At 56.4% G+C, this 15,149-nt stretch carries 14 protein-coding genes and 1 pseudogene; 7 read left to right on the top strand and 8 right to left on the bottom strand.

What is annotated here, in order from left to right:
• The first annotated feature begins 40 nt into the window (after positions 1-40).
• The 6 genes and pseudogenes from ACQKPC_RS12135 to ACQKPC_RS12160 all read left to right on the top strand — a co-directional run bounded on the left by ACQKPC_RS12135 (position 41) and on the right by ACQKPC_RS12160 (position 4,810).
• Positions 41-967: an ABC transporter substrate-binding protein gene (locus ACQKPC_RS12135; protein WP_008073813.1), complete on the top strand. Its 927-nt coding sequence runs from the start codon at positions 41-43 to the stop codon at positions 965-967.
• Between the two features lie 164 nt (positions 968-1,131).
• Positions 1,132-1,770 carry a nucleoside/nucleotide kinase family protein gene (locus ACQKPC_RS12140; RefSeq protein WP_192343775.1) on the top strand — a complete coding sequence of 213 codons (639 nt, stop codon included), beginning with the start codon at positions 1,132-1,134 and terminating at the stop codon, positions 1,768-1,770.
• 131 nt (positions 1,771-1,901) lie between these two features.
• A complete protein-coding gene (locus ACQKPC_RS12145) occupies positions 1,902-2,840 on the top strand; it encodes a carbohydrate kinase family protein (RefSeq protein WP_427624762.1) in 939 nt (312 codons plus the stop codon).
• Positions 2,841-2,903: 63 nt separating this feature from the next.
• Positions 2,904-2,990 (top strand): annotated as a pseudogene (locus tag ACQKPC_RS12150) (methyltransferase domain-containing protein); the annotation flags it as partial.
• 59 nt (positions 2,991-3,049) lie between these two features.
• The gene (locus tag ACQKPC_RS12155) at positions 3,050-3,196 is read left to right on the top strand and encodes a hypothetical protein (RefSeq protein ID WP_427624764.1); all 147 of its coding nucleotides are present in this window, start codon (positions 3,050-3,052) and stop codon (positions 3,194-3,196) included.
• Between the two features lie 231 nt (positions 3,197-3,427).
• On the top strand, positions 3,428-4,810 hold the full coding sequence (locus ACQKPC_RS12160) for an LLM class flavin-dependent oxidoreductase (protein ID WP_427624766.1): 1,383 nt from the start codon (positions 3,428-3,430) through the stop codon (positions 4,808-4,810).
• Positions 4,811-5,424: 614 nt separating this feature from the next.
• Here ACQKPC_RS12160 and ACQKPC_RS12165 read toward each other — a convergent pair.
• The 5 genes from ACQKPC_RS12165 to ACQKPC_RS12185 all read right to left on the bottom strand — a co-directional run bounded on the left by ACQKPC_RS12165 (position 5,425) and on the right by ACQKPC_RS12185 (position 10,404).
• Positions 5,425-6,141 carry an ABC transporter ATP-binding protein gene (locus ACQKPC_RS12165; RefSeq protein ID WP_427624767.1) on the bottom strand — a complete coding sequence of 239 codons (717 nt, stop codon included), beginning with the start codon at positions 6,139-6,141 and terminating at the stop codon, positions 5,425-5,427.
• 2 nt (positions 6,142-6,143) lie between these two features.
• Positions 6,144-6,917 (bottom strand): ABC transporter ATP-binding protein, encoded by a 774-nt coding sequence (locus ACQKPC_RS12170; RefSeq protein ID WP_427624768.1) that lies wholly within the window; start codon positions 6,915-6,917, stop codon positions 6,144-6,146.
• Positions 6,914-8,158 (bottom strand): ABC transporter permease subunit, encoded by a 1,245-nt coding sequence (locus tag ACQKPC_RS12175; protein ID WP_427624769.1) that lies wholly within the window; start codon positions 8,156-8,158, stop codon positions 6,914-6,916. Before ACQKPC_RS12175 ends, ACQKPC_RS12170 begins: the two co-directional genes overlap by 4 nt.
• A gap of 11 nt (positions 8,159-8,169) precedes the next feature.
• Complete coding sequence (locus ACQKPC_RS12180) at positions 8,170-9,108, bottom strand: branched-chain amino acid ABC transporter permease (RefSeq protein WP_427624770.1); 939 nt, start codon at positions 9,106-9,108, stop codon at positions 8,170-8,172.
• A 147-nt stretch (positions 9,109-9,255) separates the two neighbouring features.
• Complete coding sequence (locus ACQKPC_RS12185) at positions 9,256-10,404, bottom strand: branched-chain amino acid ABC transporter substrate-binding protein (protein WP_427624771.1); 1,149 nt, start codon at positions 10,402-10,404, stop codon at positions 9,256-9,258.
• Between the two features lie 446 nt (positions 10,405-10,850).
• Here ACQKPC_RS12185 and ACQKPC_RS12190 point away from each other — a divergent pair, with 446 nt between their 5' ends.
• Positions 10,851-11,576, top strand: coding sequence for a FadR/GntR family transcriptional regulator (locus tag ACQKPC_RS12190; protein WP_427624772.1), 726 nt, complete (start codon positions 10,851-10,853; stop codon positions 11,574-11,576).
• Positions 11,577-11,600: 24 nt separating this feature from the next.
• On the opposite strand, the gene ACQKPC_RS12195 is transcribed toward ACQKPC_RS12190, so the two are convergent.
• The 3 genes from ACQKPC_RS12195 to ACQKPC_RS12205 form a co-directional block, all read right to left on the bottom strand.
• On the bottom strand, positions 11,601-13,052 hold the full coding sequence (locus ACQKPC_RS12195; protein WP_427624773.1) for an NAD-dependent succinate-semialdehyde dehydrogenase: 1,452 nt from the start codon (positions 13,050-13,052) through the stop codon (positions 11,601-11,603).
• A gap of 68 nt (positions 13,053-13,120) precedes the next feature.
• Entirely contained in the window at positions 13,121-14,809 is a 1,689-nt protein-coding gene (locus tag ACQKPC_RS12200) for a thiamine pyrophosphate-binding protein (protein ID WP_427624774.1), read from the bottom strand.
• Between the two features lie 25 nt (positions 14,810-14,834).
• Positions 14,835-15,149 (bottom strand): NAD(P)/FAD-dependent oxidoreductase (locus ACQKPC_RS12205; protein WP_427624775.1); only part of this gene is annotated, 315 nt, incomplete at its 5' end.

Genomic DNA, 15,149 nt, shown 5'->3' on the forward strand with positions numbered 1-15,149 from the left:
ATATATAACCCCCACACTCCAATAACAAGAGACAGTGCTCATGAAAAAAATAATATTTACCGCTGTTTGTACACTACTGGCATTTAGCAGCGCTCAAGCGCGAGAGTTGAAATCCGTCGGGATAACTGTTGGCTCGCTGGGTAATCCTTATTTTGTAGCGATGGTAGATGGCGCCAAAGCCGAGGCACTGCATATCAATCCCGCCGCAAAATTTATCTCAGTGTCGGCAGATTACGATTTGAATAAGCAGTTCACTCAAATCGATAACTTCATTTCTTCGGGCGTAGACTTGATTCTTGTCAACGCCGTCGACCCTGTCGCAATCGCGCCTGCGATTGCTAAAGCAAGGAAGGCAGGCATAGTGGTTGTGGGCGTAGATGTCATGGTGCAAGGTGCCAACGCCACGGTACAGACCGATAACGTCGAAGCCGGCAGGATTGTATGTCAGTACATCTCTGAGAAGCTGGGTGGCAAGGGTAACGTTATTATCCAGAATGGTACGCAGACTTCGGCAGTCTTGGACCGAGTCAATGGCTGTAAGAGTGTTTTCGCGCAGGCACCCGATATCAAAGTACTGTCTGATAATCAGGATGCCAAAGGCTCGCGCGAAGGTGGCTACAGCGTGATGCAAGGCGACTTGACTCGCTTTGCAAAAGTCGACGCGGTGTTCGCGATCAATGATCCCCAGGCCATAGGTGCAGACCTGGCAGCAAAACAACTCAAGCGCAAAGGCATCATTATCGCATCGGTGGATGGAGCTCCCGATATAGAGACTGCGCTCAAAAGCGATACACAGATCCAGGCATCCGCCTCTCAGTCCCCTTGGGGCCAGGCACAACAGGCCGTAACGATGGGTTATGACCTGTTGAATGGCAAATCTTTGGAAAGCACAACGGTACTGCTTCAACCCTCACTGGTAACACGAGCCAACGTCATGGAGTACAAAGGCTGGCAAGCTGACCACTGACCAATTGACCACTGAGCGATTGAGTCAAATGACATAGGGGTCCCACCTCTTTAATGCGGGGAATGGCTGCTGCGAGTTGCTCGCAGCGGCCGAACGGCATGAAAACCCCTAGAGGGGCGAACCTACGGGAAACCTGAGCGACGGCTGCTGAGGAGAGATTTGGCATGTTTACCAAAACAAACACAATAGTAAGTACAGAGCTACTTAACTACGTTAAGGCCCTGTCTGGGAATCGAATTGTCGTTGCGCTAGCGGGGCCGCCTGGTGCCGGTAAGTCCACCGTCTCTCAGGCCTTGGTAGAGGCTCTTAATAGCGTTATGCCGGGGAGCGCAGCTGTTGTTCCCGGAGATGGCTTTCATTACGATGATGCGGTTCTTGGATCCTTGAACCTTTTAGATCGTAAGGGCTCACCTGATACATTCGATGTGGGTGGCTTCAGGAGTCTGCTGCTACGGCTTCGTGCGAACAACGAACCAGCGGTTGCCGTTCCGGTATTCGATCGAATCCTGGAGATATCCCGTGCTGCAGGACAATTGATTTCCTCTGACGTGAAATATCTCATCGTGGAAGGAAACTACCTTCTATTAGACCTCGCCCCATGGTCGTCCTTAATAGACTGTTTTGACGCCACCATAATGCTGCAGGCTGACCGCAAAACCCTGGAAGCGCGCCTGCTTGATCGATGGCGATCATTGGGTTTCGATGAGTCTACTTCCTATGAAAAAGTTCATCGCAACGACCTTCCGAATGCCGACATTGTGATTTCGGCCAGCAATATCGCTGACTTCACGATCACAAATTAAGATCCCACTTCCTCTCTTTTGAGAAAGAATCACGCCGTTAACTAAGCGCTTTGCTTGGCTAGATTTTTAACGCTAACAGGCCTACGAACGCTATTAACAACTTGTAGCGAACCTTTAAAGAGCGAATGACTATGTATCTGGTATGTGGTGAAGCGCTGTTCGATTTCTTCAGTGAAAACGACGTCAACGTTCAAGCTTCAAAAGTGAACTACAAAGCGATTGCCGGTGGTTCGCCGTTCAACGTCGCCGTCGGCTTGCGCCGTCTGGGCATCGACGTGGCGCTGTTCGCCGGGCTGTCCAGCGACTACCTCGGCCGGCGTTTACAGCAAGTGCTGCAGGAGGAAGGCGTGCGCCCGGACTACCTGCAGGACTTCGACGCACCGACCACCCTGGCGATGGTCGCCGTCGGTGCCGACGGCTCGCCGCATTACAGCTTCCGAGGCGAAGGTTGTGCCGATCGCCAGCTGTTGCCGGGGCATTTACCTGAGTTAGGCGCTGAGGTGCGTGGGTTGCATATCGGCTCGTTCTCGGTGGTGGTGCAGCCGATTGCCGACACCCTGCTGGCCCTGGTCCGCCGGGAAAGCGGCAAACGCCTGATCAGCCTAGACCCCAACGTGCGACTAAACCCGCAACCGAATATCGAACTGTGGCGCGAACGCATCAACACTCTGGTCGAGCATGCCGACCTTATCAAGGTCAGCGACGAGGACCTGAACCTGCTCTACCCCGAGCGTGATCCGCAAAGCGTGATCCATGGCTGGCTGGAACACCGCTGCCAGCTGGTATTCCTCACCCGTGGCGGCCAGGGAGCAACGGTATTCAGCCGCCGCCATGGCAGTTGGTCGGCGCCGGCCTGCGCGGTGGTGATGGCTGATACCGTGGGCGCCGGCGACACTTTCCAAGCGGCGTTGATCGCCTGGCTGACCGAACAGCAGCTGGATTCGGTGGAGGGTTTGCAGCGCTTGAGTCGCGAACAGATCGACGCGATGCTCACCTTCGCCGTCAGCGCCGCCGCCCTGACCTGCGGCAAGACCGGGCCGGACTTGCCTTATCGGCATCAGTTGGCTTGATATCTGGTCAGGATCTGTATCGCGGGCATTGCAGTTTTCCCGAGCAAGTGGGGTCCCCCCCCGCTTGACTTGGGCTGTGGCGAAGGCTGGCTGTTGCGGGCGCTGGCTGAACAGACTATCAAAGTAATCGGCGTAGATGGCGACGCGACCTGGTCGAGGCAGCGCGAGGACCACCGTACAATGCCTATGCGCTCAACAAACAACTGACCGTGGCCGTCGGCGCGCAGAACCTGTTCGACAAGTACCCGGACCATATCGGCGTAAGCAACTCTTCGTTCGGCGATAACTGGGGCAGTTATTCACCCTTCGGCTTCACCGGCGGTTACTACTACACCCGCCTGCAATACGCGTTCTGACTCCTCTGGCGCGTAGAGCAAGAACAAAAGATCGCAGGTATTTCGAAGTGCAGCCATTCATTCTGAGCGATGCCGAGCCCGGTAAAGATGGCGCCTGAGGCTTAGGTTCCATATAGCCTGATACAAGGCTCTTATTCCATTAAATAATTACATTTTGTTTTTATAGTGCGTTTCAATCTATGAGGTGAAGTTGTTACAGAAACGCCCCTTCAAATTTGTCCAGGAGCCATGATGTCCGATCCAAAACCTCTGTTGTTTGCACTCTACGAACAAGCCAGTGTGGGCTGTGGAGGTGCGCCGAGCCTCTGGACGCATCCGGCTGACGAGCGCCTGGCAATCAATTCGTTGGGCTACTGGTCGAACCTGGCGCGCATTGCCGACCAGGCCAACCTCGACATGCTGTTCTTCGGCGACGTGCTGGGTTTCTACGACGTCTTTGGTGGCAATGCCGATGCCGCGATGAAATGGGCTGTGGAAGCTCCGGCCAATGATCCGTTGATGATCATTCCCGCCCTGGCCGCGGTCACCGAAAACCTTGCGTTCGGCGTCACGGTTACCACCAGCTATGAACACCCCTTCTCCCACGCTCGGCGTTTCAGCACCCTGGACCATCTCACCAATGGCCGGGTGGGCTGGAACATCGTGACCTCTTATCTGTCCAGCGCCGCGCGTAACTTCGGCCTTGAACAGATGATCAAACACGATGACCGCTACGAACGCGCCGAAGAATTTCTCGATGTGGTGTACAAGCTGTGGGAAGGCAGTTGGGCCGACGATGCAGTGGTCGCGGACAAAGCTCATCAACTGTATGCCCGGGGTGATCGGGTACGGCCGATTAACCACGTCGGCGAGCACTATCGAGTCGCCGGGCCGCACCTCACCTCACCGTCACCGCAGCGCACACCGCTACTGATCCAGGCCGGCTGGTCGGGTCGCGGTCGCGAGTTCGCCGCCAAGCATGCCGAACTGATCTTCATTGCCAAATCCAACCCTCAGGAAATCCGTCAGGGCCTGGAGGACATATGGGCCAAGGCCCAGGCTCTCGGTCGCCAGCGTGAGGATGTGAAGTCCCTGACTGTATTGCGCATCGTCACCGCCAAAACCGAAATTGAAGCGCAGCGCAAATATGACGCATTGCAAAGCAACTACCACCTTCAGGCGCAACTGGTCAGTTATGCGGGCGACACCGGCATTGATATCAGTCGCTATGCCGACAGCGATGCATTGTCGACCCACACCGAAGGGCTGACGTCCTATGTCATGCACCCCGATGGCAGTGGTAAGCCGTTGACCGCCGGGGATGTGAAGCAACGTTTTGCCAAAGTCACCCGCGGCAGCGACCTGATCCTGGTGGGCACCCCGCAACAGGTAGCCGACCGGATCGAAGAACACGCACGCATTAGCGGCACCAGCGGCTACATGATCAATCCGTTGATCAGCCCTGGCACACTCGAAGATTTCGTGGAGTTGATCATTCCCGAATTACAGAAGCGCGGCCTCTACAGGACCCAGCCGCAAAGCGGTACCTTCAGGTCCAGGTTAAGGGCAGATGGCCGCAGCCATTTACCCGACTCGGCTTATGGCGCTTCATTCCGCTTCGGCAAGGCGCTTTAGCCCGAAGGCGACTGCTCAAGCGTTATCAAGCAGTCGCCGAACGTTCGAGGAAAACGTCGCGGGACATCAGCGTTTACAGCGTAAGAAACAGCGCCGAGGTCCAGACTCGGGATTGATCGCGCTGCCGGGCGCAGATGAACAATGGATGCTCACGGCCCGGCTGCAGATTCAGCTGTGTCAGTGCCGTCAGAGAACGTAGTCATCAGAAATTCCCACTCGTTGGAACTAACAGGTCGCCCTGATTCGCACACTTTCGTGTTAACGAAAAAGCGAGGGCCGTCGATGCCAAGGAAGATGCAGGCCTGGGATTTTCTTTGACGCAAAAAAAATGGACCTCTTTTCAGAGGTCCATTTTTTAATATTTGGAGCGGGAAACGAGACTCGCATCTGGCGTCCAACCCATTGAAATCTATGGGGTTTCTTTTATTCCTGAAGCAGGAATGGACTCAATTCTGAACTTGTTTGAAGGGGGACATCAAGAACCAAAATGGAATAACGCCCAGCCGCGCTACCGAGTTCTATCTACAGCCAATAGCAGAAACAGCATTCGGGTAACCCAATCAGCCATCGCATATCAGCGAATAAATCCGACGGCTTTAGGAAAAGTGTTCCGATTATTCGCCGAGGTAGGCTTTCTGCACTTGTTCGTTGTGCAGCAATTCGTCCGCCTGGCCTTCCAGCGCAATGCGACCACCATCAATCACATAGGCGCGCTGACAGGTCTGGAGAGCGAGTTTCGCGTTCTGCTCCACCAGCAACAACGTGACCCCGCCCTTCACCACTTCACGAATGGTCTCGAAGATTTTTTGCACAATGATCGGTGCAAGCCCCATGGATGGCTCGTCGAGCAGGAGCAACTTGGGTTTGCCCATCAGGGCCCGGGAAATAGCCAGCATCTGCTGCTCTCCACCTGACATGGTGCCGGCAAGCTGGAACGCCCGCTCCTTGAGCCGGGGAAAGATGCTGAACATGCGCTCGATGTCGGCTTCGATGGCCGTTTTGCCATCGGTACGCGAAAAGGCGCCCATTTCCAGATTCTCAACAACCGTCAGCTTGGGGAAAATGCCCCGCCCTTCAGGTACCAGCGCCAAGCCTTCGCGTATCAAGTCGAAGCTCTTGATCTTCGAATGGGCTTTTCCGTCAAACGTAATTTGCCCTGCGGTCGGCGTCAGCAGCCCGGCAAGCGTCTTGAGCGTCGTGGTTTTACCGGCACCGTTGGCCCCGATCAAGGCCACCATCTCACCCTCGCCGACATGAAAGTCCAACCCTTTGATCGCCTGAATGGCGCCATAGGAAACCTTGAGATCGTTTACCTGAAGAATATTTTTCATGCTCAAGCCACCGTCTCAGTGCCCAAATAAGCCTCGATCACCCGAGGGTCTTTCTGTACCTGCGCAGGCAGGCCGTCAGCGATTTTTTTGCCAAACTCCAGAACCGTAACGTGGTCGCATAAGCCCATGACCAGTTTCACGTCATGTTCGATCAGCAGAACAGTCTTGCCATCACCCTTCATCTTGCACATCAACTGACGTAAGCCCTCAGTTTCCGAGGCATTCATACCCGCCGCTGGCTCATCCAGGGCGACCAGCAGCGGCTCCGTTGCAAGTGCTCGCGCTATCTCCAGTCGACGTTGATCACCGTATGAAAGGTTTTTCGCCAACTCGCCGGCGAATCGGCCAATGCCAACGTAATCGAGCCAGTAACGCGCCGATTCATGAATCTCACGCTCTTCCTGGACGCAACGACGGGTCCGTAAAATAGCGCCGAACACGCCGCTTTTCGTCCGCACATGACGGCCGATCATGACGTTCTCCAACGCCGTCATATTGTGAAACAGGCGAATGTTCTGGAAGGTTCGGGAGATGCCGGCCTCCACCACTTTATGCGGCTTGCTGATCCGCAGCGGTTTGCCGTTGAATTCCACCTTGCCCTCCTCGGCACGGTACAAGCCGGTCAATACGTTGAACAACGTCGTCTTGCCTGCACCGTTCGGACCGAGCAGGCCGCGAATCTCACCGCGCTTGATACTCAGGTCGATGCCATGCAAGGCCTGTAGCCCGCCAAAAAACTTGCTGACTTTATGCAGCTCCAGCAGTACGTCGCTCATACCTTATTGACCTCTTTGAGTCTGAACTCGGCTGTCGCGGGTTCCAGATGTTCTGCGGTGCTATCCAGCGCAGGTGCCGGAACCAATGGCGCACTTTCATCTTCATGCAGCTCGGCACGGCGGCGGCTCGATGGCCAAAGCCCCTCTGGCCGGAAACGCATGACAAGGATCAATGCGAGACCAAAGACCAGCATTCGCAACGTTGAGGCATCGAGGATATTGCGCAGCACTTCACGACTGATGAAGGTCACGTTGTCCATCACGAATGGCTGTACCCAGTTCACCAGGTCGCGAAACACTTCGGGCATGATCGACAAAATCAACGCGCCCAGAACCACGCCACGGATCGAACCCATGCCCCCCAGCACCACCATTGCCAGGACCATGATCGACTCCATGAGCGTGAACGATTCCGGGCTCACAAAGCCCTGATAAGCAGAAAACAATGCACCGGACACACCACCGAATGTCGCCCCCATCGCAAAGGCCAGGAGCTTGAGATTGCGCTTGTTCAGGCCCATTGCCTCAGCGGCGACTTCGTCTTCACGCAACGCCATCCAGGCACGACCGATACGGGACACTTCCAGACGCTTGGACAAAATGATCGAGAGGATGACGACTGCCAAAAAGAACAGGTAGTAGCTGATGACAGGTGAAACCTGTAAACCGAACAGGCTCCATTTTGTCTGCAAGGACAGAATGGCGTCCGGAGCATGCCCGCTGGCGTAACTCCAGGCGCCGGCATCGATGTGCAACGGAGCTATTCCTGAAATGCCCTGAGGACCGTTGGTGATATTCACCGGTTGGTCCAGGTTGTTCATGAAGATCCGGATGATTTCGCCAAAACCCAGCGTGACGATCGCGAGGTAGTCACCGCGCAGCTTGAGCACCGGTGCGCCAATCAGAACACCACATATTGCTGCAATGACAGCGGCTAACGGGATGATGATCCACAGGGGCCAGTTCAATACCCCCTCGGCCAACCCCGTCATATTCAGATGTGGAGACGAGAGCAATGCATACAGGTAGGCGCCAATGGCGTAAAAACCGATGTACCCCATGTCCAGCAGACCGGCGTAACCGATCACGATATTGAGCCCTAGTGCCAACAACACATAGAGCATGGCAAAACCGAGGATTCGCACCCAGGTCGGCCCAAGGAACGGTATCGCGTCGACTACAAACGGCAGAGCGATGAAGGCCAGCACGAGCAGCGCGTATTGAGCGTAAATATTCTTCATGGCGAAGCCTCCTATGCGCGGTCGGCCTGACGCTCGCCCATCAGACCGTTAGGCCGGAAAAGCAAGACCATGATGAGCACCATGAATGCAAAGATGTCCTGATAATTCGCCCCCAGAAATCCCCCCGTCAACTGGCCGGTGTAACCCGCGGCGAGAGACTCGATCAGGCCCAGCAAGATCCCTCCCGCCATGGCGCCGAAGAGGTTGCCGATCCCCCCTAGTACCGCCGCCGAAAAGGCTTTGAGTCCAAGCAGTAATCCCATGTAGGCGTCAGCCTGGCCATAGTTGACTGCGCGCATGACACCGGCCACGGCGCCCAGTGATGCGCCGATGACGAAAGTGGCCGAGATCACCCGATTGATGTTGATACCCATCAAACCGGCGACCTCCTGGTTCTGTGCCGTTGCCCGCATGGCTTTGCCAAGTCGGGTCTTGTCCACCAGTACCCAGAGGGCAAACATGATGACGACCGAGATGATCATGATGCTCATCTGAATATTGGTAATGGTGGCGCCAAACACTTCGATAGGCCGGGTTTCGACGACTTCGGGAAAGGTTTTATAACCGCGCCCCCAAATCATCATCGCCATATTTTGCAGAAAAATGGAGATACCGATCGCCAGGATCAGTGGCGTCAAACGAGGGGCTTTGCGCAACGGTCGGTAGGCGAATTTCTCCATACCTTGTGCCATCAGCATGCAGACGACCGCGGCAATCATGATTGCGAGCAACAGAGTCAGCACACCGGGGGCAAATCCAAACCCTGCCAGCATGGTCAGCACCGAAATCGTCACCATTGCACCGACCATTACGATCTCGCCATGGGCGAAGTTGATCAGACCAATGATGCCGTAAACCATGGTGTAGCCCAGCGCCACAAGGGCGTAGATACTGCCGAGCACCAGACCATTGAGGATCTGCTGCAACAAGATACTAAGATTGGCGTCCACTTGGTGAATCCTCAAAGCTGCGTTGTATTCACCGGCGATCTCTTGCAAGAGCACGCGATGAAACTCATGGCAGATCAGAAAAAAGTCTTCTTGTTGTTGTCGCGGGCCGTGGGGGGCCCGCTTATCGTTCTGGATGTTGCTAACTCTTTAGTCGCGCTCTACAGCCAGGGTTTTCCATTTGCCGTTTTCAAACTGGAAAATTGTCGCGGCGGCATTTTTGAGGTTGCCAGACTCGTCGAATGCGATGGTTCCGGTGACACCGTCGTAGCTGGAGCTTTTCAACACAGGCAGGTAAACGGCGGGATCGTCTGATTGCGCCTTGACCATTGCATTGATCGCAGCCCAGGTAGCGTCGTAAGCAGCTGGCGAGGACTGCACCACGCCCATGCCAAACTTGTCCTTGAGCTTTTGTTCGAAGGCGGCCCCCTTCGGCATGTCCTGCAAAGGCGTACCGTAGTTCCAGGCATAGGCTCCTTCAGCTGCGCTGCCGGCCATTTTCTTGAACTCGTCGTTAGGCAGGTTACCGATGTTCATGAACTTGGCTTTGATACCCAGGTTCTTCATCTGCTTGGCCATCGGCGCCGCCTGATAATCCAGGGCAGCAAAGAACACGGCGTCCACTTGTTGCGCTTTCGCCGTGGTCAGAATGGCATTGAAATCGGTGGCTTTGTCGTTGGTGTATTCACGCACCACGACATTGCCGCCAGCAGCCTTGACCGCCTTGTTCACCTCATCCGCCAGGCCCTGGCCGTAGGCGGTGCGGTCATCAAAGATCGCAATGCGTTTGGCACCGAGTTTGTTGACCAGGTAGTTGCCGGCATAACGCCCCAGCGTGGCATCATCATTGACCACACGGAAAACCGACTTGATGCCTTGCTTGGTCAGTGCAGGATTAGTTGCCGAAGGAGTGATTTGAGGAATGCCGGCGTCACCGTAGATTTTCGAAGCAGGAATACTAGTGCCCGAGTTGTAGTGGCCGATGACGACAGCCACCTTGGCATCTACCAATCGCTGGGCCACCGCAGTACCGGTACGGGGGTCAGCTACATCGTCTTCGGAGACCAGTTTGAACTCCGCCACCTTGTCGCCAATTTTCAGTTTTTGCTGGTTGGCCTCTTCAATGGCGATGCTCACGCCATGTTCAACATCCAGCCCCTGGTGACCGGATGGTCCAGTCAGTGGCCCGGCAAAACCAATTCGGACCTGCTCGGTGTCAGCAGCAGTGGCGATCCCAACACTCAGCGCTGTAGCCATGGCCGCAGCGAGCGCTGTGAAGATCAGGTTATTTTTATACATATACCCCTCCCAGAAATCATCGGACAAACGAATTGAGCACGTTGGCGTGCAAGTCTTCTTTTCCACGTCCAGGCCCTTTCACGGCAACCAGACCTTATTCGGGACAATCTCACTGCATTGCACAGCCACCATCAGCGGCCGTACTTGTAAGATAACAGTCAGCAGGCAACTGTCAATGGGTGTATGCTAAGTACCAGCGGAAATGACAACGAAGAATTTCAGGCCGGAGGAAAAATGCACAAATCCGAGGCGCGTCTCACCAACGATCCTGGACGATCGCACCATGTGAGGTCAGTTGTTTGATAACATATGGGAAGCAGTCAACTGGCCGGATCAGCGGCCTTTGGACGAAACAAACAGAGACTTTTCGTCTATTTGACGAGGTCCACTCAGCTGTACAACCATTCATCTTCCGTGATGAGCATTTAGTTTCAGGAGCAACATAAATGGACGCGACAATTGGTACGCGCAGGGAAAATCTTGCAGAGACGGTTATCCGTGAACTGTCCAATCGCATTGATATAGGCACCTACGGTCCCGGTGAGAAGCTGCCTTCTGAACAGGCACTGTGCAAGGAATTCAACGTTAGTCGACCGGTCATCCGCGAGGCAGTCGCTTCGCTGCGCCTGGGGGGGCGCCTGATCGCACGGCAAGGTGTTGGCGTGTTTGTGGTGGAGCAAGACGTTAAGCGCATCGGCTATGCACTCAGCACCGCCGTGGATGATGTCCGCGCAGCAGCCCAAGTGCTGGAGCTTCGTCTGGGCATTGAAACCGAATCTGTTGCCAGGGCCGCCGAACGCCGTAGCCCGACCAGCATGGCGGACATTACACAGGCCTTCGATCGCTTTAACGCCCTGGATGGAAACGATCTTGAAGAAGAAGCCAAGGCCGACTTCGAGTTTCACCTCGCTATCGCCCGTGCTACCAACAATCCTCACTTCACCCAGCTTCTAGAGGCATTGGGACCGGACATCATCTTCGATCTGCACCTCAAACATGGACAATCCACAGGTAAGAGTCGCCAGGCACACATCAAGAAGATCGGCCGAGAACACGGTGCGATTCTTTCGGCGATTACCATGGGTGACATCAACGGTGCCCGCAATGCATTGCGCAAGCATCTTGAAGAAAGCCTCTCGCGCTATCAGCGCCTGGTACAGAGCGGAGAGTGATCTCCGCCCTGCTGTTTCACCTGATCAGCCAAGCCCCAGGCACAGATACTTGATCTCGACGTAATCCTCGATACCGTAGCGCGATCCTTCGCGCCCCAGACCAGAAGATTTGACGCCACCAAATGGCGCAACTTCTGTGGCCAGTACGCCCACGTTTACACCCACCATACCGTACTCCAGCGCCTCCGAAACCCGCCACACGCGTCCCAGGTCACGGGCGTAGACGTAGCAGGCCAGGCCGAATTCCGTGTCGTTGGCCAAGGCGATCACCTCGTTCTCGCTGCTGAAGCGGAACAAGGGCGCCACCGGCCCGAAGATTTCCTCCTGAGCCACACGCATATCGGCCGTCACGCCGGCCAGCAAGGTCGGCTCGTAGAAGGCACCACCCAAGGCGTGACGCTTGCCTCCCACCACCACCCGCGCCCCGGCCTCCCGAGCCTCGACCACCAATGCTTCGACACCGGCCAGCGCCTTGGCGTCGATCATCGGACCGACTTCGATGCCCGCCTGGGTACCTTCGCCGACTACCAGGCTGTTGATCCGGGCGGCAAATTTCTCGACGAATTGATCGTAGATACCGTCCTGGATAAAGAAGCGGTTAGCACAAACGCAGGTCTGGCCAGCGTTGCGGAATTTGGCAATCACCGCCCCTTCGACCGCCGCGTCAAGATCCGCATCATCAAACACAATGAACGGTGCGTTGCCACCCAACTCCATGGTGACTTTTTTGACCGTGGCGGCACACTGCTCAAGGAGCTTGATGCCAATCGGCGTAGAGCCAGTGAACGATAGTTTGCGCACGATCGGACTGGAAGTCAGCTCACCGCCGATCGCGCCCGAATCACCTGTGATCACACTCAGTACACCTGGGGGAATGCCAGCCCGCTCAGCCAGCACACAGAGTGCAAGCGCACTGAAAGGCGTCTGTGACGCTGGTTTGAGTACCAACGTACATCCGGCTGCCAACGCAGGCGCAGCCTTGCGGGTAATCATAGCCGCCGGGAAGTTCCAAGGGGTAATCGCGGCACAGACACCAATGGGCTCCTTGGTCACGATAAGCCGCCGGTCAGCATGGGGCGACGGGATCACATCGCCGTAGATACGCTTGCCCTCCTCCGCGTACCACTCCACGTAAGCAGCAGCGAAGGCGATTTCACCCCGCGCCTCGGCCAGCGGCTTACCTTGCTCGGCGGTCATGATCTGCGCCAGATCTTGCTGATGGTTCATGATTTCGCGAAACCATGCTTGCAGGCGAGCGGCCCGTTCCTTGGCCGTGAGTGCACGCCAGGCGGGTAACGCGGCCTGAGCGGCGCTGATCGCTCGCCGGGTTTCACTGGCCCCCATACGCGGTACACGCCCGATCACTTCACCGGTGGCCGGGTTGGTAACGTCGATGGTTTGCGCAGTGTCAGCCGCCACCCATTGACCATCGATGTAGCAAAGTTCACGCAGCAGTTCAGGATCGGCAAGTCTCATGATGAGGCGCTCGTATAAATTGAAGACAAAAAAAGGCGGGACGATCAATCCGTCCCGCCCGAGGTCAATCAGCGCGAAGCGAGTGCTTTTTCGCGTATCTGGCTCAAAGTCATTCGAGGGGTCAGTGCCTCCGGATCGACCTGAATCTCAATCAATGCCGGTTTCTGGGAAGCGACACACCGCTCGAAGGCCTCGGCGAACTGCTCGGTCGCCACGACCGTCTCGGCATGGAAGCCATAGGAACGGGCCAACATGGCGAAATCCGGGTTATGCAGCTCAGTACCGGAAACGCGACCTGGATAGCTACGCTCCTGGTGCATGCGGATGGTGCCGTACATGCCGTTGTTCACCACGATGACCACCAGACGGGCGTCGTAGTTGGCGGCCGTTGCCAGCTCCTGACCGTTCATGAGGAAACAGCCATCGCCAGCGAATGCTACGACCGTACGCTCTGGAGCAGTGATTTTGGCCGCCACTGCAGCCGGCACCCCATACCCCATCGAACCGTTGGTTGGGCCCAACAATGTACGGAAGGTGCGGTGCTGATAGCCGCGATGCACCCAACCGGTGTAGTTGCCCGCACCGCAGGTGATGATGCTATCGTGGGGCAGGCGATCATTGAGCCAGGCGATGACCTCGCTCATTTGCACAGAACCCGGCGAAGCTGGGCAGTCAAAATTGGCGCGGTAGCCACGATTGAGTTGTGCTGTCCAGTCAGCCAGCCCTTGCGGGTTGACGGCTGGCAAGGCAGCCACCTGCGCCGCGAAGGTTTTCATCCCGGCATTGATCGCCAGGGTGGGTTGATACACCCGCCCCAGTTCTTCAATGCCCGCATGCACGTGAACCAGCTTTTGCTTCGGCACCGGGATGTTGACCAGCGAATAGCCCCCCGTGGTCATCTCGCCCAAACGCGCGCCGATCACCAGTAACAGATCCGAATTTTTTACCGCTTCGACCAGCTCGGGACCGGCCGCCAGGCCCAGGTCACCGGCGTAATTGGGCAGCGTATTGTTGAACAGGTCCTGGCAGCGGAACGATGCCGCCACCGGAAGATTCTGTTTCTCGATAAACGCGCGGATATTATCCACCGCCTCCCCGCTCCAGCCGCCGCCACCGAGCACCACCAGCGGACGCTGCGCCTGAGCGATCAGGCTTTGCAGCTGTTCGAGCGAAGCAGGCGAAGCGGCCGGCTCGATGGCCTGCGCAGGACCGGCATCAGCGACATCCACCCGATCCGTCAGCATGTCTTCCGGCAGCGCCACGACGACCGGGCCCGGTCGACCGTTGGTGGCGCGATGGAAGGCCTGACTGAGCAGTTCCGGCAAGCGCGCGGCGTCATCCACTTCGACGACCCATTTGGCCATTTGACCAAACATGCGGCGATAATCGATCTCCTGGAAGGCTTCGCGCTCGACCTGATCTCGGGCCACCTGGCCGATAAACAGGATCATTGGCGTGGAATCCTGGAACGCCGTGTGTACGCCCACCGAAGCATTGGTTGCGCCCGGACCACGAGTCACGAAACAGATGCCCGGCTTGCCCGTCAGCTTGCCGTACGCCTCGGCCATGTATGCCGCCCCGCCTTCCTGACGGCAGACAATCAGCTCAATATCGTCCTTGGCATCATGCAATGCATCGAGCACTGCCAGATAACTTTCACCGGGCACACAGAAGGCACGTTCGACACCATTGATGCGTAAAGCATCGACCAGCACCTGACCGCCTGTGCGGGTCGCTGTGGAATTGTTGTTAGTCATCATTGTTCTCCATCAGGCCACGCGGTCAGATGACCGAGTCTTCCAAAAAGGGACGGTTTTCCACCACGCGGTCGTAAGACAGCGCGCTCAGATCCAGGCTGCGGTATTCGCCGTAAGTGATCAGCTCACTCAGGCCGCGACCAATTGCAGGCGCCTGTTGCAGGCCATGACCGCTGAAGCCATTGCAGAAGAGGAAGTTGCGCACCTCATTGTGCGGCCCGACGATTGCGTTGTGATCCAGCACGCAGAAGTCGTAGTGCCCTGCCCAGGAGTTGACCACTTTGATCGCCTCGAACGCCGGCACTCGCTCGGCGAGAATCGGCCAGACCTCTTCGTCAAA

Origin of the sequence: Pseudomonas sp. NPDC089918 (genome assembly GCF_050280605.1) — a bacterium.
In the GTDB taxonomy this organism is placed as follows: domain Bacteria; phylum Pseudomonadota; class Gammaproteobacteria; order Pseudomonadales; family Pseudomonadaceae; genus Aquipseudomonas.

Excerpts from the sequence above, each read along its gene's own strand:
- ACQKPC_RS12160 (WP_427624766.1), top strand. The coding sequence starts at position 3,428 with ATGTCCGATCCAAAACCTCTGTTGTTTGCACTCTACGAACAAGCCAGT.
- ACQKPC_RS12195 (WP_427624773.1), bottom strand. The coding sequence starts at position 13,052 with ATGAGACTTGCCGATCCTGAACTGCTGCGTGAACTTTGCTACATCGAT.
- ACQKPC_RS12135 (WP_008073813.1), top strand. The coding sequence starts at position 41 with ATGAAAAAAATAATATTTACCGCTGTTTGTACACTACTGGCATTTAGC.
- ACQKPC_RS12145 (WP_427624762.1), top strand. The coding sequence starts at position 1,902 with ATGTATCTGGTATGTGGTGAAGCGCTGTTCGATTTCTTCAGTGAAAAC.
- ACQKPC_RS12175 (WP_427624769.1), bottom strand. The coding sequence starts at position 8,158 with ATGAAGAATATTTACGCTCAATACGCGCTGCTCGTGCTGGCCTTCATC.
- ACQKPC_RS12190 (WP_427624772.1), top strand. The coding sequence starts at position 10,851 with ATGGACGCGACAATTGGTACGCGCAGGGAAAATCTTGCAGAGACGGTT.
- ACQKPC_RS12185 (WP_427624771.1), bottom strand. The coding sequence starts at position 10,404 with ATGTATAAAAATAACCTGATCTTCACAGCGCTCGCTGCGGCCATGGCT.
- ACQKPC_RS12165 (WP_427624767.1), bottom strand. The coding sequence starts at position 6,141 with ATGAAAAATATTCTTCAGGTAAACGATCTCAAGGTTTCCTATGGCGCC.
- ACQKPC_RS12200 (WP_427624774.1), bottom strand. The coding sequence starts at position 14,809 with ATGACTAACAACAATTCCACAGCGACCCGCACAGGCGGTCAGGTGCTG.
- ACQKPC_RS12140 (WP_192343775.1), top strand. The coding sequence starts at position 1,132 with ATGTTTACCAAAACAAACACAATAGTAAGTACAGAGCTACTTAACTAC.
- ACQKPC_RS12170 (WP_427624768.1), bottom strand. The coding sequence starts at position 6,917 with ATGAGCGACGTACTGCTGGAGCTGCATAAAGTCAGCAAGTTTTTTGGC.